The sequence below is a fragment of the Myxococcus sp. SDU36 genome (assembly GCF_030168875.1).
In the GTDB taxonomy this organism is placed as follows: Bacteria; Myxococcota; Myxococcia; order Myxococcales; family Myxococcaceae; genus Myxococcus; species Myxococcus vastator.
The window spans coordinates 8384068-8402017 of record NZ_CP077414.1; the positions used below are offsets into that span (position 1 = coordinate 8384068).

General features: G+C 68.9%; 18 protein-coding genes. 9 read left to right on the forward strand and 9 right to left on the reverse strand.

The window, feature by feature from the left end; all coding sequences use genetic code 11:
• Positions 1-25: 25 nt before the first annotated feature.
• Positions 26-1213 carry a hypothetical protein gene (locus KGD87_RS34285; protein ID WP_284665124.1) on the forward strand — a complete coding sequence of 396 codons (1188 nt, stop codon included), beginning with the start codon at positions 26-28 and terminating at the stop codon, positions 1211-1213.
• Positions 1214-1264: 51 nt separating this feature from the next.
• Here the strand turns inward: KGD87_RS34285 and KGD87_RS34290 are convergent, their stop codons facing one another.
• The 4 genes from KGD87_RS34290 to KGD87_RS34305 all read right to left on the reverse strand — a co-directional run bounded on the left by KGD87_RS34290 (position 1265) and on the right by KGD87_RS34305 (position 4255).
• On the reverse strand, positions 1265-2440 hold the full coding sequence (locus KGD87_RS34290) for an AraC family transcriptional regulator (protein WP_284665125.1): 1176 nt from the start codon (positions 2438-2440) through the stop codon (positions 1265-1267).
• A gap of 11 nt (positions 2441-2451) precedes the next feature.
• Complete coding sequence (locus tag KGD87_RS34295; protein ID WP_284665126.1) at positions 2452-3006, reverse strand: anti-sigma factor; 555 nt, start codon at positions 3004-3006, stop codon at positions 2452-2454.
• On the reverse strand, positions 2999-3634 hold the full coding sequence (locus KGD87_RS34300; RefSeq protein ID WP_350102631.1) for an RNA polymerase sigma factor: 636 nt from the start codon (positions 3632-3634) through the stop codon (positions 2999-3001). The genes KGD87_RS34295 and KGD87_RS34300 overlap by 8 nt, the downstream gene beginning before the upstream one ends.
• Before the next feature lie 135 nt (positions 3635-3769).
• Positions 3770-4255 (reverse strand): PaaI family thioesterase, encoded by a 486-nt coding sequence (locus KGD87_RS34305; protein WP_284665128.1) that lies wholly within the window; start codon positions 4253-4255, stop codon positions 3770-3772.
• 118 nt (positions 4256-4373) lie between these two features.
• Here KGD87_RS34305 and KGD87_RS34310 point away from each other — a divergent pair, with 118 nt between their 5' ends.
• Positions 4374-6722 carry an ATP-dependent helicase gene (locus KGD87_RS34310; RefSeq protein WP_284665129.1) on the forward strand — a complete coding sequence of 783 codons (2349 nt, stop codon included), beginning with the start codon at positions 4374-4376 and terminating at the stop codon, positions 6720-6722.
• A 202-nt stretch (positions 6723-6924) separates the two neighbouring features.
• Here KGD87_RS34310 and KGD87_RS34315 read toward each other — a convergent pair whose 3' ends face one another.
• Positions 6925-8103, reverse strand: coding sequence for an MFS transporter (locus KGD87_RS34315; RefSeq protein ID WP_284665130.1), 1179 nt, complete (start codon positions 8101-8103; stop codon positions 6925-6927).
• Positions 8100-8438 (reverse strand): antibiotic biosynthesis monooxygenase, encoded by a 339-nt coding sequence (locus tag KGD87_RS34320; RefSeq protein ID WP_284665131.1) that lies wholly within the window; start codon positions 8436-8438, stop codon positions 8100-8102. Before KGD87_RS34320 ends, KGD87_RS34315 begins: the two co-directional genes overlap by 4 nt.
• Before the next feature lie 106 nt (positions 8439-8544).
• Here KGD87_RS34320 and KGD87_RS34325 point away from each other — a divergent pair, with 106 nt between their 5' ends.
• Positions 8545-9432 (forward strand): LysR family transcriptional regulator, encoded by an 888-nt coding sequence (locus KGD87_RS34325; protein WP_284665132.1) that lies wholly within the window; start codon positions 8545-8547, stop codon positions 9430-9432.
• Positions 9433-9492: 60 nt separating this feature from the next.
• Positions 9493-9732 (forward strand): hypothetical protein, encoded by a 240-nt coding sequence (locus tag KGD87_RS34330; protein ID WP_284665133.1) that lies wholly within the window; start codon positions 9493-9495, stop codon positions 9730-9732.
• Between the two features lie 15 nt (positions 9733-9747).
• Here KGD87_RS34330 and KGD87_RS34335 read toward each other — a convergent pair whose 3' ends face one another.
• Positions 9748-10839, reverse strand: coding sequence for an outer membrane protein assembly factor BamB family protein (locus tag KGD87_RS34335; RefSeq protein ID WP_284665134.1), 1092 nt, complete (start codon positions 10837-10839; stop codon positions 9748-9750).
• Positions 10840-10874: 35 nt separating this feature from the next.
• Between KGD87_RS34335 and add the strand changes: the two genes are divergently transcribed.
• The 4 genes from add (at position 10875) to KGD87_RS34355 (ending at position 15053) form a co-directional block, all read left to right on the forward strand.
• Complete coding sequence (add, locus tag KGD87_RS34340; RefSeq protein ID WP_284665135.1) at positions 10875-12035, forward strand: adenosine deaminase; 1161 nt, start codon at positions 10875-10877, stop codon at positions 12033-12035.
• Between the two features lie 79 nt (positions 12036-12114).
• Positions 12115-12894, forward strand: coding sequence for an SDR family oxidoreductase (locus KGD87_RS34345; protein ID WP_284665136.1), 780 nt, complete (start codon positions 12115-12117; stop codon positions 12892-12894).
• Positions 12895-13054: 160 nt separating this feature from the next.
• Positions 13055-14479, forward strand: coding sequence for an RtcB family protein (locus KGD87_RS34350; RefSeq protein WP_284665137.1), 1425 nt, complete (start codon positions 13055-13057; stop codon positions 14477-14479).
• 31 nt (positions 14480-14510) lie between these two features.
• Positions 14511-15053 carry a hypothetical protein gene (locus KGD87_RS34355; RefSeq protein ID WP_502887980.1) on the forward strand — a complete coding sequence of 181 codons (543 nt, stop codon included), beginning with the start codon at positions 14511-14513 and terminating at the stop codon, positions 15051-15053.
• On the opposite strand, the gene KGD87_RS34360 is transcribed toward KGD87_RS34355, so the two are convergent.
• Both KGD87_RS34360 and glgC read right to left on the reverse strand, forming a co-directional pair.
• A complete protein-coding gene (locus KGD87_RS34360) occupies positions 15050-15571 on the reverse strand; it encodes a GNAT family N-acetyltransferase (protein ID WP_284665139.1) in 522 nt (173 codons plus the stop codon). The two genes, KGD87_RS34355 and KGD87_RS34360, sit on opposite strands and share 4 nt — an antisense overlap.
• 7 nt (positions 15572-15578) lie before the next feature.
• Entirely contained in the window at positions 15579-16808 is a 1230-nt protein-coding gene (gene glgC, locus KGD87_RS34365) for a glucose-1-phosphate adenylyltransferase (RefSeq protein ID WP_284665140.1), read from the reverse strand.
• A 259-nt stretch (positions 16809-17067) separates the two neighbouring features.
• On the opposite strand from glgC, the gene KGD87_RS34370 reads away from it, so the two are divergent.
• Positions 17068-17949, forward strand: coding sequence for a GGDEF domain-containing protein (locus KGD87_RS34370; protein WP_176416398.1), 882 nt, complete (start codon positions 17068-17070; stop codon positions 17947-17949).
• Position 17950: the final 1 nt, after the last annotated feature.

The following is a 17950-nucleotide window of genomic DNA, read 5'->3' on the forward strand; positions in this document are numbered from 1 at the left end:
CGGGGTACCCAGGAGGAATGAACCCATGATTGTTGGAGATACGCTGTCCCGCTATTCCGCCCGCCGCGCGCAGCTCCTGTCGGGCACGGCTTCTCCCGGTGAAGTGCTCGAGGCGGCGGGTGACCTGCTGCGCCGGCGCTCCCGGTTGGAGACCGAAGGTGTGGACGCCGCCCTGCGGGGCCTGGGTCGACCTCAGGTGGAAGCCTGGTTGAAGTCGCAGAAACCGCAGTCGCTGCAGCCGGTGCTGCTGAGGGCCGCGGAAGAAGCCGTCGAGGTGGCGCTCGACGGCGGTGAAGAGGCGGACATGTGGCGGGCCTCCGCGCTGGAGGGACTTTCCGCCCGGGACAGGGCCGCCTCCGCCGCACACGCCCTGGCCGTCTGGGAGGGCTTTCACGGAGCCCTCGACGGCGAGTCCGCGCAGCTTCGAGACCGCTTTCTCGCCGCGCTCCAGGGCCTGGACTCAGCACTCCGTCCCCGAGCGCGTTGGTTCATCCCACTCAATCCGCAGCGCCGGCAGGAGCGCGACCTCCTCGAGCTCGCCGAGCAGGACGCCGCCTGGTGGTTCTCCGCGCGCGCCGGCTGCGACGACCTGGTCGCCACCTGGACGGCCAATCCCCAGACGCTGACGGCCCACCTTCAGGAATGCGACGCGTGCCGCGCGGACATGGCGGATGCCGCCCCTGTGGACATGCCCCCCCGCCGGCACCTCACCGCGGACGACCTCTGGCGCCTCGACATGGGGCTGCTGTCCGAGGACGAGCGGACCCGGCTGGATGCGCACACGGCGCGCTGTGGTGAGTGTGCCCAGGCCGTGTTGGCGCTGGACGAAGGCGAGGCGGCCATCGAAGAGGCGCTGGACCTGGACGAGGACGGGACGGTGGCCCGCTCCGCGCGCACCTCGCGCGCGCCTGTCTCCCACCGCGCTCACGCCGCCCGCCTGCCGGAGCAGCGCGAGGTGCTGGATGAGCGCCGCGACTTTCGCGTGGTGCTGGTGCGTGAGCGTCAGCGCGTGCGCCTGCTGGTGCAGCCCCTGTCTGGACGGACGGTGACGGCGGCGGTGTTCCTGAGTCCTGGGCGTCCCTCGCTCAAGCCGGCCCATGGGCCGGAGGGCATTGCCTTTGATTTGACGTCCGCGTCGTCCACCGGCGCGCGCTCTGCTCACCTGTCCGTGCAGGCGGGGAGCGAAACCCTGGAGCGCGACTTCGCCTTCTGACGGGACGTCCGCCGTCTCACGCCGGGGCCCATGCGCATGGGCTCCCCGCGCTCAGGGCGACATGGGGACCGCGGTCCGCTCCGTGTCGAGCGCCTGGCGGCTGCGCACGGGGGGCTGCGGAATGGGGAGGCTCGCCGCCGGCAGCGTGGGGCTGAAGCCATTCGCCAGAAGGGACATCACGAGCTGCGCGCTGGGCGGACGGGTGCCCAGCGCCGCGCCGCAGACGTCCAGTTGGTCCAGTACCCGGGGGCCTTCGGTGCGCTGGTAGCGGTTGCACGTGGTGTCCACCTGAGGGTCCAGGTGCCTCGCCAGCTCGCGCGTGTTGCGGCCCCAGCGCATGGTGAGCCTCTCTGGCGTGAGCTGGATGTTGACGGGCTCCTCACCCCACGTCCCCTCGACGAGGGTGCTCCGTCCACCGGCCTTCAGCTTCAGGTCGAGCGCGCGCTGCCCCAGGGTGCCCGTCACCGCGATGCCGTGCTCATAGACCTCTTCGCCGAGGATGCTCACCCAGACGCCGTCCTTGCGCCGGGTGTACGGCTTGTCCGCGGCGACGCGGCCATGGTTGAACCAGACGTCGCCCACGCGGCCCAGGGGCAGCGGGTCGTTCTTCGTCACCGGCGCGGGCGTGTCGTCCTCCAGGCCCGAGGGACCGGCCGCGGCCACCACCGGCCGCGAGCCCAGCAGGTCCGTCACCGGCACGGACGCGTCGACGACCTCGAAACGAACGCCGTCCAGCCAGGCCTGGCCCGTGCCGCTGATGATGAGGCCGGCCATGATGGTGGTGGCTTCCTTCGGGACGTCCAGCACCACGTCGTAGCGCTTGCAGCCCGCGGTGCCCACCAGCGCGCGCGACTGCATGTTGTCGAAGGCCAGGGGCTGCTTCGGGTCGGGCCCTTCCACGCGCATCCACAGGCCCGCCCAGCCCTCCACGTCCTTGATGCGCAGCGCGCCGGAGAAGCGCAGCCGCTTGCCCCGGAAGTCGTGCGCGCCGAAGGCCTGCATGAAGGTGCCGTAGCCATTCTCGTCCGGCGACAGCGAGCGGAGGTAGGCGCTGCGGTTGCCTTCGCACGTGGCGCGGCTGTCCACGCCGGCCTCGTAGCGCTTGGGGGCGCTCTCCGTCACATACCAGCCGACTGGCAGCTTCTGGGCACCGTCCGACGGCTGCGCACCCGCCCCGGTGGAGGCCAGCGCGAGCAGCAGGGCGGCGAGTTTCTTCCGGAAGTCCATGACGGGAACCCTCACAGCGATACAGGGCGGCGCGCGCTCAGCGCACCCTCGGGGAGGCCGGTGCGGGCCTCGTAGCGCGGGACTTCACCCGTGCCCCAGGGATATTGGACGAGCAGCCCACGCTCCTCGGCCGCCTGGGTGCAGGATGCCTGTGTGGCCAGGTCCGGGCACGCCACGACGATGGCCTGCGGCTCGGCGACCTCCGTCTCCAATCCCGTCGAGGGCGGCTCGACGTGAAGGGCCAATGTGCTGGGCGCGGCGGGCGGTGGCCGTCCGCCGGGCAGCACGACGAAGGCCCATGCCGCCGCCGCGGCCAGTGCGGCACCCGCGAGGCCCGCCGTGAGACGTCGAGTCTCCCATCGGGCCGGGCGGATGACGTGGACGGCGGGCGCGTGGGTGCTGGCGACTTCGTGGAGCTGCTCCGACAGCAGGGCTTCTTCCTGGAGCAGGCGGGCGCACGGCTCACATTCCAGCGTGTGCGCCTCGAGGCTCGCGGCCTTCTCCGGTGCCAGCGCCCCCAGGATGTACTGCTCCGCGGCGTCGCGGGTGAGGTGGGGCTTAAGCATGGGTTTCCTCCTCGAGCGCGGTGCGCAGCTTCTTGCGGACCTCGCACAGGATTTGCCGCACGCGCTGGACCGACAGGCCAACGCGCGAGGCGACTTCAGCATGGGGGAGTTCCTGGCCGTCACAGGCCAGGAGGAAGACGTTTCGTGCGCTGGGGGACACCTGCGCCAGCGCGGCATGGGCACGGGAGAGCTGCTCCTCGGACAGCAGGCGCCGCTCCGCGGACACCGAAGGGTCCACCGGGTGGTGACGCTCCGGCAGCTCATCCACCGCCCCGGCAATGGACTCGCGACGGGTCCGTCGTGCGTCGTCCGCGGCCAGGAAGGCAGCCTGGGTGAGGGCGAGGTTGGGCAGGCGCAGCTCCGTCAGCAGCCCGCGCTGCTGTTGCTGGATGAGCCGTGCCCAGGTCTCCTGGGCCAGCTCTTGCGCCCGGTCCACCCGGACGCCACGTGCGAGCAGCGATACCACGACCCGCCGGTGATGGCGTGCAACCAGCGCGTCCCAGGCCGCCCGGTCCCCCGTCAGGGCGCGCCGCGCGAGGAGGGCTTCGTCCTTCCCGGGCGCCGTCGCCTCGGCCGGCTCGTCGGCTTCCTGTGACAATCGCAGCGTCGTCATCCGCAGGCCCTGCACGGCTGCACTCATGCCGTCTTCCCGTCGCTCAGAGGCGTCCGGAGAGCACGCCTGCTCCCCAGTGCCCCCAGAACGTGTGTCCGGCGCGGACATATCGACGGAGGCTGGGAAGATGTGGGGCGGGGTGGGCAAGGGTCAGTTGACGGCGGGGCTGTCTCCCGCCGGCCAGCGGAGGTTGGAGAGCTTCACCACGCCCTGGCAGCGGCCGCACACCCGGCCTTCACCGTCGTACACCCGGGCGGTGGCGAAGACGAGGGACACCGTCTGGCTGTCGATTTCGGACTCCACGCGCAGGCTGTCGCCGGTGACGGCGCGCTCGAAGCTCATGGAGAGCTGCACGGTGGCGCAGCGCCGGCCCGGGTCCACCAGGGCGCCGGTGCAGCCCACGGCGTAGTCGAAGAGGGCGGCGAGGATGCCTCCGTTGACGGCGCTGGCGCTGCCGGCGCCGCCCCGGTGTTCGGGGCGCAGTTCGGGGAGGGTGACGACCACCTTCCGGCCCTCCGGGAAGCTGAGCTGCGCGCCGAAGAGGCGCAGGGTGAGGCTCTGAGAGAACTGCTCGGCGTAACGGTCCAGGTCGGCCTGGGAAGGCCTCGAAGGGGCGCCGGACGTGGAGTCGGACATGGAGGCGCACCATTATATAAGCCCGCCGCATGCTTGGGGGGCCGGGCGGCCGGGCGGGGACCGCGGAAGGGTGCCCATTGGTGGAGGAAAGACGTTAGAAGCATGGGCTGCCTCCCGAATGTCTCCCGCGAACCCACACGAATCCGCCCTCCTCGAAGACCTCAATGCGCCTCAGCGCGAGGCCGTGTTGCATGGTGACGGCCCCCTGCTCGTCCTGTCAGGCGCGGGCAGCGGCAAGACGCGCGTCATCACCCGGCGCGTGGCGTACCTGGTGAAGGTCCACGCCGTCTACCCGTGGCGCATCCTGGCCGTCACCTTCACCAACAAGGCGGCGCGAGAGATGCGCGAGCGCCTGGTGCAACTGCTGGGGGCCCAGGCGAACGAGCTGGTGGTGAGCACCTTCCACTCGGCGGCGGCGCAGATTCTCCGCCGCGAGGCGGAGCACGTGGGGCTCACGCGCTCCTTCGTCATCTACGACGATTCGGACCAGCTCAACGTGGTGAAGCGGGCCATGCGCGAGGCGGGCATCGAGTCCTTGCAGCCGCGCGAAATCCTCCACCGCATCGACCAGGAGAAGAACGCGGCCCGGCTGCCGGAGCACATGCAGGTCGCGCCCGGCGACGAGCGGGGCCAACTGGTGCGCAAGGTGTACGCGGCCTACCAGGACCGGCTGCGCGCGGCCAACGCGGTGGACTTCGGAGACCTGCTGCTGCTGCTGGTGACGCTGTTCCGCACCCGGCCGGACGTGCTGGAGAACTACCGGCGCCGCTTCCACCACGTGCTGGTGGATGAGTTCCAGGACACCAACCCGGTGCAGTACGCGCTGCTGAAGCAACTGGCACCGCCCCCTTCCGCCAACCTGGTGGTGGTGGGTGACGATGACCAGTCCATCTACCGGTGGCGTGGCGCGGACGTGGACAACATCCTGGGCTTCCCGCGCCAGTACCCCGGCGCGAGGGTGGTGAAGCTGGAGCAGAACTACCGCTCCGACCAGAACATCCTGGACGCGGCGCACGAGGTCATCCGGAAGAACACGCGGCGCATGGAGAAGAAGCTCTGGTCCGAGCGCCAGCGGGGCCAGACGCTCAACCTGATGCTCAACCGCGACGAGCGGGCCGAGGGGCAGGAGGTGGCGCGGCAGATTCTGGCGCTCCAGCGGGAGGGCTTCATCAAGCTCTCCAGCATGGCGGTGTTCTACCGCGCCAACGCGCAGAGCCGCGTGCTGGAAGAGGCGCTGCGTCTGGCGCGTGTCCCGTACACCCTGGTGAGCGGGCGCAGCTTCTATGACCGGGCGGAAGTGCGGGATGCCTCCGCGTACCTGCGGCTGATGGTGAACCCGCGCTCGGACGCGGACCTGCTGCGCATCATCAACATTCCTGCGCGTGGCATTGGCGACACCACGGTGGAGCGGGTGACGGACTTCGCCAACACGCGCGGCGTGAGCCTCTACGAGGCCTTGTCTCAGCCGGAGCTGATTCCCGCGCTCAATAGCGCCGCGGTGAAGCGGCTCAAGGGCTTCCGCAACCTGCTGGAGTCACTGACGGCCTTCGCCCAGACGAACGAGGAGGCGGCGGGCGCGGTGGACCAGATGCTGCGCGAGACGAAGCTGGTGGAGACGCTTCAGGCCGAGGGCAGCGACGAGTCGCAGACGCGCGCGGAGAACCTCCGCGAGTTCCTGGGCGCGGCGCAGGAGTTCGATTTGAATCGGGCCGCCGCGGCGGTGGCGGCCGCGGCGAATCCTCCCAGCGAAGTCCCTCCCGAGGTGGACGCGGCCCCGCTGACGGCGGACGTGCCGGCGCTGCAGGCCTTCCTGGAGCAGATTTCGCTGGTGGGCGAGGCGGACGCGGAGGTGGGCGACGGCCGGGTGGCGCTGATGACGTTGCACGCGGCCAAGGGCCTGGAGTTCGACGCCGTCTTCCTCACGGGCATGGAGGAGAACGTCTTCCCGCACTCGCGCGCGGTGAAGTCGGAGTCCACGTTCCTGAACGAGGTCGCCTCGGCGGAGGGGGAGCCCTCGGAGGAGATGGCCGAGGAGCGGCGCCTCTGCTACGTGGGCTTCACGCGTGCGCGAAAGCGGCTCTTCGTGAGCCTGGCGCAGTGCCGCTCGCTGTTCGGTGAGCTCCGCTACAACGCGCCCAGCCGCTTCCTGCGGGACGTGCCTCCGGCGCTGTTCGGCATCAGCGCGCAGCAGGTCCCCGAAGCACCCAAGCCCATGGTGCCCTCGACGCCGCGCAAGCGGACCTGGGACGAGGACGACGGCCCACGCATCGACCGCTCGTACTCCCAGGCGTCGGACATGGACGGCGTGAGCGGGGACGTGCGCGGCATGCGCGTGCGCCACGAGCAGTTCGGCGTGGGCCGCGTGGTGTCCGCGGACGGCAACGGCCCCAACGCGAAGGTGACGGTGGAGTTCGGCGGAGACGTGGGCCTCAAACGCATCATCGCCCGTTTCCTGATACCGGGCTGAGAAGGGGTCACCCGAGTGGACAAGCCGGGTTGGAGACTTGTCAGCTTGGAGGCTGATGCCGTCGACCACTTGGCTACCCCATCACATGGCGGGCGGTGCCCGCCGAGGTATTCGCTCAAAGCGTTGCGATGACCGGCTGAAACCGCCCTTCTGCTGCCTCCAATCAGTCAGCTTTGCCGCAGAGCATCACCGATAGCTGCCGCTATCTCGGGTTTGCCAGCTGCAACTCGCTGGGGCTGCGCTTCATGCAGAGTGCTGATCCAGCGGCGCCGGTAAGCAGGGCGATACCTACCCACGGTAATCCGCCTGTTCCAGCAGTGCCGAGAATGGCGCCGCCCATGATGGCCCCGCTGGCAATCGCGATATTCCATGCCGTGACGATCATCGCCTGGGCCACATCGGACGCTGGGCCAGCCGCGCGCGCCGACGCGGTCTGAAAGAGCGTCGCCGCCCCGCCAAATGACAGCCCCCAGATAAGCGCGGCCCCATAGATTGCCAACGGCGCGCCGGTCGTCCACGCGAGTATGAACGCCGCTGCGAGGAACAGATTGATGCCGGCGAAGGTCAACGGTCGCAGCCATTTGTCGATCAGGGCACCCGTCAGACCGACACTGACAAGTCCGGCCCCACCAAAGACCAGCAGGACACCGTCAATCTGGTCGGCCATGCCGTGGCTGGTCAGCAACGGCGCGATGTAGGTGTAGAGGAGGTTGTGGGCCAGCACGAAGCAGAGCGTCACCGCCAACACCGGCCGCACGCCTGGCACCGCAAAGACCTGGGCCAATGACGGACGTTGCGTTTCAGGCTCGCCGGCGAAATCCGGCACCTTCGCGATGATCCAGCCGACCAGCAGCAGCGCGATGACGCTGAGCAACCCGAAGGTCAGTCGCCAACCGGCAAGGATGCCCAGAAACGTGCCGGCCGGGATGCCAATGGAGAGCGCCAAGGGCGTCCCCGCCATCGCGATGGCCATGGCCCGACCCGCGAGACGGGACGGCGCCATGCGAACCGCATAACCGGCTAGCAACGCCCATAACAGGCCTGCCGATACACCGCCGATGAAACGCGCCACCAGTGCGGTGATGAAGCTCGCCGTCAGGGCCGTAATCAGATTGGCGATGGCGAAACCGATGATGGCGCCGAGCAGGAGCGGTCGTCTGCGCCAGCTTCGCGTCGCTGCCGTCAAAGGGATCGCGGCGAGCAGCGACCCCAGCGCATAGATACTGATCCACTGTCCGGCCATGGCCTCGCTCACACCCAGCGAATCTCCGATCTGCGGGAGCAGGCCGGCCGGCAGGGCCTCTGTCAGGATCGTGACGAAGCCGGCAACCGCCAGCGCGCATAGTCCCGCCACCGGCAGCCGATCGACTTGGGCCGTCACGCCGAGGTCCTCGGCAGCACCAGATCGCCCACGGTGTAGGTGTGAAACTCGCTGGACGCGACGGTGTCGAGCCTGCCGAATTTCTCCAGGAATATGGGATCGGAAAAGAAGATCTCGACATCTCCGGGATCGGAGATCGCCTCGATATTCACGACGGTCAGCCCATCGGTACTCTTGGCGAGGTTGCTCCACAGAAAGCCCGGCTTCCGCTCGGCGACATAGTGGACGACATCCTGGATCAACTGGAACGCTTCCTCCTGCTTGCCAGGGTGAACATGAATCACGTTGACGATGAAGGTCGTTGGGGCGGGCTGGATAGTGAAGGCGGGGATCATGTGCGTCTCCTTGGTTACGGAGACCCAGAGATAGCTGACGGATTTTATCGGAAAAACATGCAGCTATTCCGATGACTGCGGAGAAAGATTCCGCTATCTGGTGGAGATGAATAAACTCGCGGCCCTTGATGCCTTTGTGCAATCGGCTGAAACGGGCAGCTTCGTTGCGGCCGGCCGCAAGCTCGGTCTTTCCGCCTCTGCGGTTGGCAAGGCGGTGGTGCGGCTTGAACAACGGCTGGATGTGCGCCTGTTTCATCGCAACACGCGCAATATGACCCTGACAGAAGAAGGGCGGATGTTCCTCGAACGCTGCCGCCGCATCTTTGAGGAGGTCGAGGCAGCGGAAGCCGAGCTTGCTCGGTCCAATCGAACGCCAAGAGGTCGGCTGCGCGTGAGCCTGCCGCTGGTCGGCATGCTACTGACACCCGTGATGGCTGATTTCATGCGCGCCTGGCCTGAGGTACAACTCGACCTGGATTTCACAGACCGGCTGGTGGACGTTGTGGAGGAAGGGTTCGATGCGGTCGTGCGCACCGGGCAACCATCGGACAGCCGGTTGATGAGCCGCAATGTCGGACGGTTTCGACTGAAAATTGTCGCCTCACCCGCCTACCTGGCAAGATGCGGCGTGCCAGACACCCCTGACGATCTGGCGCTTCATCAGTGTCTTCACCAGCGTTCGCCAAGCACCGGCAAGATACGACCATGGCCGTTTGCTCGTGCGGAAAGGCAGGGGAAGATCGTCCTGCCCGAACGGATGAGCGCGACGGCAGTCGATCCGCTCATCGCGTTGGCGATAGAGGGAATGGGAATTGCCTGTCTGCCTCCCTTTGCGATCCGTAGCGAAATCGCTGACGGCCGTCTCGTGTCCATCCTGGACGAGTGGGTGGCCGAAACCGATCAGTTCAATGTTCTCTGGCCGGCCAGTCGTCAGCTCACGCCCAAACTGAGGGCGTTCGTCGACTTCATGGCCGAGCGTCTGCAACCGCAATAGGCGCCGCATATCGAGCCGGTACGACCCGGTCCCGCAGTCCTGGATGCGGGACCGGAGGCAGTGCTGGGGGCGGCGGGGTTGAAGGTGCCCGGGAAGCTGCTCCAGGACACGGAGGGCACGCTCCCGGCGGGGCCCGTGGCGCGCTACGAATTCTCACAGACGGGCGGGGCGCGCACGCTGGTGTACTTCGTGCCCAGCAAGGACGGCTTCGTGCTCGTCTCCTTCTCCGCGCCCGAGCGTGACTACGGCGCGCTGTCCGCCTGCGTGGAGCGCTCACTGTCGACGCTGCGGACGTGGTGAGGGCCGCGGCGCAACTCAAGGCTCGGTCTTGCGCAGCCGCCACGACAGCACGCGCCCGTCCAGGCCCAGGACGATGACCTGGTCGCCCAGCACCACGGGGCGGGTTCGCAGCGGCGTATCCGCGCGGACCGAGAAGGCCTGTGCCCAGGTCGCCGTGTTCAACGCGATGAGCCGTCCCTGACGCCCGCTGGTGGGCACCAGCAGCAGGTCCTCCCGCACCGGCGTCACCTCCGAGACGAGCGGGTCGGGCAGCGTGATGCGCGTCACCTCCTTGCCGTCCGAAGGGGACAGGCCGACGAGCGCGGAGGCTTCCCCAGCCGTGCCGACCCACACCGTTCCGAGCGCAATCGAGGGGGGACTGCTCAGGGCCTTCGAGGGGGCCTGCTCCCACAGGGAGGAACCGTCCCCGAGCCGCAGCGCCAGGACGTGGCCCTGGCGGGTGCTCACGTAGAGCGTGTCCCGCCACAACGTCATCCCCAGCACGTCCCGGACGTCCCGCTGCCAGCGCTTCGCCCCATCCTGGGTGGCCAGGGCCATCAGCCCGGCGTCACCGAGCGCCACCACCAGCACGCCGTCCTGGAGCACCGGCACGGGAAAGCCACGGGGCGCGGCCGTTGGCTCGGGCTTTCCGGGTGGGGGGCGCTCCCAGTCCGTCTTTCCCGTGTCCGTGAAGAGGGAGCGGACGGCGCCATCCGGCGCGACGAGGAAGACGAATTTTCCCTCCGCATCCGCCACGGGTGCGGTAAGGACGGGGGGCTCTCCGGTGAGGCGCCACTGCACCGCGCCATCCGCGAGGGTCAGCCGGACCAGGTCTCCGCCCGCGGTCCCGGCGATGACGCTGTCTCTCAGCAGCGCGGGGCGTGTGGCCACCTCCCTGTCCAGGGCGGCCCGCCAGGCGACCCGGCCGCTCCGCTCCAGGCGGACAACGGCGCCCGCCTCATTGGCGGTGAGGACGCCGTCCTTCAGCGCCACCAGGCCGGCGCGGGACGAGGCGTCCGTGGAATAGCGGAAGTCGCTCGTCGCGGGCTCCCGGCACCCCATGACGGCCACCAGTGTCAGCGCCAGGGCGGGCAGCAAGGGCGTGCATGGACAGGCGCGAGACGACATGGTTTGGAGGATGGCGCAAGGAAGGAACTTGGACCATGCCTACCATTCGTGATGACGAGATTCCCAGCGCCACCGGCATTCCCTCGTCCGCCCGGCGGACGGACTTCGTGCCGCCGCCCACCCTGGCGGTGACGGAAGAGCTGCTGCGCGCGCTGCCCAAGACGGACCTCCACTGCCACCTGGATGGGTCCATGCGCCTGAAGACCATCCTGGAGCTGGCCGAGCAGCAGAAAATCAAGCTGCTCGCCGACACCGAGGACGGGTTGGCCAAGGCCATCCACATGGGCGAGGTGTGCGAGAGCCTGGAGGAGTACCTCGTCGCCTTCGACGTGACGCTCTCCGTGCTCCAGACGGCCGACGCCCTCTACCGCGCCGCCTACGAGCTGGCCGTGGACGCCGCCGCGGAGAACGTGCGCTGGCTGGAGGTCCGCTACTCACCCGCGCTGCACCTGCAGAAGGGCCTGAAGATGACCACCGTCATCGACTCGGTGCTGGAGGGCCTGCGCGCGGCGAAGAAGGAGACGGGCATCAAGTGCGGCGTCATCGTCTGCGGCATCCGCCACATCAACCCGCAGACGTCCATGCGGCTGGCGGAGCTGGCGGTGGCCTACAAGAACCGCGGCGTCATCGGCTTCGACCTGGCCGGCGCGGAGGCGAGCTTCCCGGCGAAGGACCACCGGGACGCCTTCCAGCTCATCCTCAAGAACAACGTCAACTGCACCGCGCACGCGGGCGAGGCCTACGGCCCCGAGTCCATCTCCCAGGCCATCCACAACCTGGGCGCGCACCGCATCGGCCACGGCACGCGGCTGCGCGAGGACGGGGACCTGCTCAACTACGTCAACGACCACCGCATCCCGATGGAGGTGTGCCCCACCTCCAACGTGCAGACGGGCGCCGTGACGAGCCTGGCGGCGCACCCGCTGAAGTTCTACTTCGACTACGGCCTGCGGGTGACCATCAACACGGACAACCGCCTCATCACCGACACCACGGTGACCAAGGAGCTGTGGACGGCGCACTCCGAGCTGGGCCTGTCGCTGGAGGACCTGGCCACCATCCTCGTCTCCGGCTTCAAGAGCGCCTTCCTCCCGTTCCGGGAGAAGCAGGACATGCTGCGGGCGGTGAACGAGGAGATCACCCAGACGCTGGCGGCCTTCGACCAGAAGCGGCACCTGATGAAGCAGCCTGCTTGAGGACGTGACGTCCCGCGTCCTGGCCCCTGCGAGGTGCAGTCGCCTCGCGGGGCCGGCGCTGGCCGTGAGGAGGTGGCACGTGGACCTGGAGCTGGGTGGCAAGGTGGTGCTGGTGACGGGGGGCTCGGAGGGGCTGGGGGCCGCGGTGGCCCGGCGGCTCGTTCGGGAGGGCGCGAAGGTGGCGCTCTGTGCCCGCGGGGCGGAGCGGCTGGAGGCCACCGCCGCGGCCCTGCGCGCCGAGGGTGGAGACGTGCTCACCGTCCAGGCCGACGTGTCGCGCGCGTGGGAAGTGGAGCACTTCGTGGATGCCGCCCACGCGCGCTTCGGGCGCATCGACGGGCTGGTGAACAACGCGGGCACCGCGGCGGGCCGGCCCTTCGCCTCGGTGAGTGACGCGGAGTGGGAGGCGGACCTCCAGCTCAAGGTCTTCGCTGCGATTCGCGCCTCGCGGCAGGCGCTGCCCTTCCTGAAGGAGTCGGGGAGCGGCGCCATCGTCAACGTGCTGGCCATCGCGGCGAAGACGCCGGGCGCCAACTCCACGCCGTCGTCGGTGTCTCGCGCGGCGGGGCTCGCGTTGACGAAGGCGCTGTCCAAGGAGCTGGGCCCTCACGCCATCCGGGTGAACGCGGTGCTGGTGGGCATCATCGAGAGTGGCCAGTGGGCGCGCCGTGCCAAGGAGGCAGGCAAGCCCGTGGAGTCGTTCCAGCAGGAGATGGCGCGTCACGCCGGCATTCCGCTGGGCCGAGTGGGGAAGGCGGAGGAGTTCGCGGACACCGTGGCCTTCTTGCTATCGCCTCGCGGTGGCTACATCACCGGCGCGGCCATCAACGTGGATGGAGGCCTGTCCGCGGCCGTTTGATTTCATTTCGTCAGGAGCGGGCAGGGTGCCCGTGTGTGGACGGTGAAGACGGCTTCGCGCCGTCTGGCGACCGCGGCTGCTGACCCCGGGTCCCTCATCTCTCCGTCACGTCCCCCTGGCAGGTCCACACTCGGACCCCGGGGCATTCCTGAGTTGGGTCATGCAGCCGAAACTGAACCGGCTTCTCCGGGCGCTTGCCCGCGAGGGGCTCGAGGTGGCCTATGACGGCCGCCTCTATTCCGTCCGCCTCTTGGGTGACGCCCACGCGCCGCCCGCCGAAGTCCTCCTCCCACCGGACCTGCCCGTGGAGGGCAAGGCCTTCCAACAACTCGCCCAGCTCGCGGCCCTGAGACACCCCGGTGGTGGCGAGGTGCTGGGGGTACGCGCCACACCCGACTTCCACCCGGGAGACTCCGGGGTGGCCATTGGCTCGGTGCTCCATACGCGCGGGCTGGTCGTGCCCGGCGCCATTGGTACCGACATCAACTGCGGCATGCGATTGCACGTCGCTGACCTCTCCGTGGAGGACTTCCTGGCGAAGCGGTCGGCCTTCGTCGAGCGGATGAAGGGCCACTACTTCTTCGGCACGCGCGACGTCACCATGGGCTCGCGGGCCTCCGAGGCGCTGCTGCACGACGGCGTACAGGGGTGGCTCCTGGAGACGCTGGAGCAGCCGCTGGGGTGCGCGGGCCGGGCCGACCTGGCGCAGCTCGACGCGGAGGTGTCGCGCATCCACCTGGGCGGCGGGCTGAAGGGCCATCCGCGCTGGGCTCCCGAGTCCTTCACGCGCGAAGGGCGGGTGCGCGACGCGGGGCTGGCCACCATTGGTGGCGGCAACCACTTCGTGGAGGTGCAGCGCGTGGAGGCCGTGGAGGACCGGGCGCGAGCGTGGGACTGGGGCGTGCGCGAGGGGCAGCTCGCGTTCATGATTCACTCCGGCAGCCGGGACGTGGGCAAGCACGTGGGCGTGGCCTGGCAGGACCGCGCTCGCCAGGCGTGGCCCGCGGGCACGCCGCTCCCGGCCAGCGGCATCCTCCCCTTGAGCGACACGCGGCTCGTCGCTGAATACCTGGAGGCGGAGGCGACGGCGGCCAACTACGCCTTCCTCAACCGCCTGCTGCTGGCGGAGTTGCTGCGCCAGACGCTCCGGGAGCTCTTCGGGGACGTGGAGGCGCCGCTCGTCTACGACGTGCCTCACAACCTGACGCTGCCCTACGAGGGCGGCTGGCTGGCTCGCAAGGGCGCATGCCCGGCGGGGGCGGAGCAGCCCGTCATCATCCCCGGCTCCATGGGCGCCACGTCCTTCCTCATGGTGGGGTGTGGGGATGCGCGGGCGCTGGAGTCCGCGTCGCATGGGGCGGGGCGCGCGCGCTCCCGCTTCTCCCTGTCGCGGCGCGGCGCGGACCAGAGCGAGGCCGCCCTGGGACTGACGGGCGTGGACTGCATCGCCCTTCGCGCGGAGCGCCGCGTCGAGGAGGCGCCCGTGGCGTACAAGCCCATCCGCCCGGTGGTGGAGGCCCAGGTGGAGGCCGGCATCGTCCGGGAGGTGGCCCGGCTCTTCCCCCTGCTCACCTTCAAGGCCTGAGCGGGGAGGGACGGGGGGCACGTCATTTCACTTGGCGTGCTCCCCCGTCTCCGAGTGGAATGGCCGCGCGGCGGGCCCACTGCCCGCACGGCATTTCACGCGGCATCGAGGGGAACTGGGGACCATGGAGAACACCTACGGAACGATGAACTCGCCCGGCGGCGCGGGCGCGAAGGAGGCCGTGTCGCTGCCGGCCATCCTGCTGATGGTCCTGTCCGCCATCACCGTGCTGCTGGGGCTCGTCAACGTGCTCCAGGCCTTTGGTGGAGCGGACCCCGCCGTTGAGCAGATGCTCGAGGACCCCAACCTGCCAGAGGGCGCCCGGCAGCTGCTCGCGGGGATGACGACCACGAGCGGCAAGCTGCTGCTCGCGCTGCCCACGCTGGTGCTCAACAGCATTGTCTTCTTCGGCGCGCTGAAGATGAAGAACCTGCAGAGCTACGGGCTGGCGATGGCCGCCGCCATCATCTCCGTCATCCCCTGCTGCGGACCCTGCGCCTGTCTGGGCATCCCCGTGGGCATCTGGGCCCTGGTGGTGCTCAACAAGCCCGAGGTGAAGGCGGCCTTCACCTAGCCGCGGCGCCAGGCCGGCCACCGCCCCAGGGCCGTGGCCGGCCGCTGCTTCTGCATCCGCACGCACGCCAACTCGACGTCGACCGTGAGCGGACGACGGGCGGAGTGGACGGAGGCATAGCCGTGCCGCTGGTAGAAGTGTTCGGCGTTCAGGCTGGCATCCAGCCCCAGCAGCGCCGCGCTGCCCCGCCAGACAGCGGACTCCAGGGCGGACAGCAGGGCAGGGCCCACACCGCGGCCCGCCTCGTCCGGCACCACGTAGAGCGCCTCCAACTCACCCAGCGCCGCGTCCACCTGGCCGAAGCCCACCGCGCGCCGGCCGCGCTCCGCCACCAGCACCGTGCGCGGCCGCTCCGGCCGCAGGTAGCCCTCCGGTGTCAAGAGCCGCACCCAGGTGAGCACCTCGTGCGGCGCGTACGCGCGCGGGCACAGGGCTTCCACGGCCAGGGTGTGGATGCGCCACAGCGTGCGGCGGTCGGACTCCTTCGCGGGCCTCAGGAGGAGTCCGTCCGCGCCCATGGTCGCCTCAGGTCACCTTCATGCCCTTGGGAATCACCACGACGCCCCCGGGCGTGACGTGGAAGCGCCGCCGGTCCTCCACCGGGTCGAACCCGATGGTCATCCCCGGCGGAATCTCCACGTTCTTGTCGATGATGGCCCGGCGGATGCGGCAGCGCCGGCCAATGGTGACGTTCTCGAACAGGAGGGAGTCCTCCACCTCCGAGTACGAGTTGACGCGCACCTTCGGCGACAGCACCGAGCGCCGCACGCTGCCGCCGGAGATGATGCAGCCCTCCGCCACCAGCGTGTCCATGGCGTGGCCCACGCGGCGGTTCTGCTCGTCCGCGAAGACGAACTTCGCCGGCGGGTAGTTGTTGGGCTGGGTGTGGATGGGCCAGCGGTCGTTGTAGAGGTTGAACGTCGGGTCCACGTCCACCAGGTCCATGTTGGACTGGTAGTAGACGTCGATGTTCCCCACGTCCCGCCAGTAGCCGCGCTCCTTGGCCTCCTGGCCGGGGACCTCGTTCTGGGCGAAGTCGTACACGTACACCGGCGCGCGCTTGTACAGCTCGCTGATGATGGACTTGCCGAAATCGTGCGCGCTCGTCTCGTTCGCCGCGTCCCGCACCACCTCCTGCACCAGCACGTCGGTGGAGAAGAGGTAGTTGCCCATGGAGGCCAGGCACATCTTCGGGTTGCCCGGCATGGGCGGCGGGTCCTTGGGCTTCTCCAGGAACTGCAGCATCCGCCCGTCCGGCCCCACGTCGATGATGCCGAACTCGCGGCCCTGCTCAATCGGGACGGGAATCGCCGCCACCGTGCACGCGGCCTTCTTCGCGCAGTGGAAGTCCAGCATCTGCCGCGTGTCCATCCGGTACACGTGGTCCGCGCCGAAGACGAAGATGTAGTCCGGCTCCTCGTCGGTGATGATGTTGAGGTTCTGGTAGATGGCGTCCGCGCTGCCCTTGTACCAGTCCAGCCCGGTGCGCATCTGCGCGGGCACGGGCTCCACGTAGTGGCCCAGGAACGCCGTCATCCGCCAGGCGCGGGACAGGTGGTTGTTGAGCGAGTCGCTCTTGTACTGCGTCAGCACCTTCATCCGGTACACGCCGGAGTTGGCGAAGTTCGAGAGGACGAAATCGATGATGCGGTAGCGGCCGCCGAAGGGGACAGCGGGCTTCGCGCGCTCGCGCGTCAGGGGCTCCAGGCGCGTGCCAGCGCCTCCAGCCAGAATCATCGCCAGGACTTTGGACATAGGTGCTCCGGACGTTAGCCGTCCCCGGAAGGCTGGCAAGGGCACGTGTGCCTGCCTGCACGCCATCGTTGAGTGCCGAACCGCCTGTTCAGGTGTCCTGACCGGCCCTGGACGTCCCGACGCCTCGGGTCGTCGGGCCTCACCGCGCCCGGCCGCCGTCCCGGGCCGCATGTGGGAGAAACGCCGCCAAGGGCCGAAGAACCGGCCCCGGCTGCGTTGCATGGCGTCTGCCGAGGCTATCGTGCTAGCCTCGTTTCCGATGGCCGGCGACGAAACCCGCGTCACCAAGATCTCAACGCTCAACGTGCATGCCGACCGCAGCACGGAGTGTTGTCTCGTGCAGATTCACGGCCCGGAGCTCGGCAAGAAGTACCTCATCGAGGATGCCGAGCTCACCATCGGGCGGGATCAGCACAACCACATCGTAGTGGACCTGGACAACGTGTCCCGCCGCCACGCCCGGATTCTGGGGCGTGGGGGGAAGATGCTCGTTGAAGACCTGGGCTCCACCAACGGCACCTTCCTCAATGACCAGGAAGTGCTTCAGGCCTCGCCGCTGCGCAGCGGGGACCTGGTCAAGGTCGGAGGCTCCATCTTCAAGTTCCTCGATGGCGACAACATCGAGACCCAGTACCACGAGACCATCTACACGCTGACCATCGCGGACGGCCTCACCGGCATCAACAACAAGAGATACTTCCTGGAGTACCTCGAGAAGGAGATGGGCCGGTCCTCGCGTTATCAGCGCACCCTCACGCTGATGATGTTCGACATCGACCACTTCAAGCAGATCAACGACGTCCACGGCCACCTCGCCGGGGACTACGTGCTGCGGGAGCTGGCCCAGTCCATCAAGCGCCTGGTGCGCCGCGAGCAGTGCTTCGCCCGCTATGGCGGCGAGGAGTTCGCCGTCGTCCTCCCCGAGGACGGTCTGGACAAGGCGCGCCTGTTCGCGGAGAAGATTCGCCGGCTCATCGCGGAGAAGTCCTTCGTCTACGACGAGAAGGAAATCCCCGTCACCATCTCCATTGGCGTGGCCGAGCAGACGTCGGACATGCTGGAGCCCACGCACTTCATCAAGGTGGCGGACGCCAACCTGTACAAGGCGAAGAAGTCGGGCCGCAACCGCGTGGTGGGCTAGG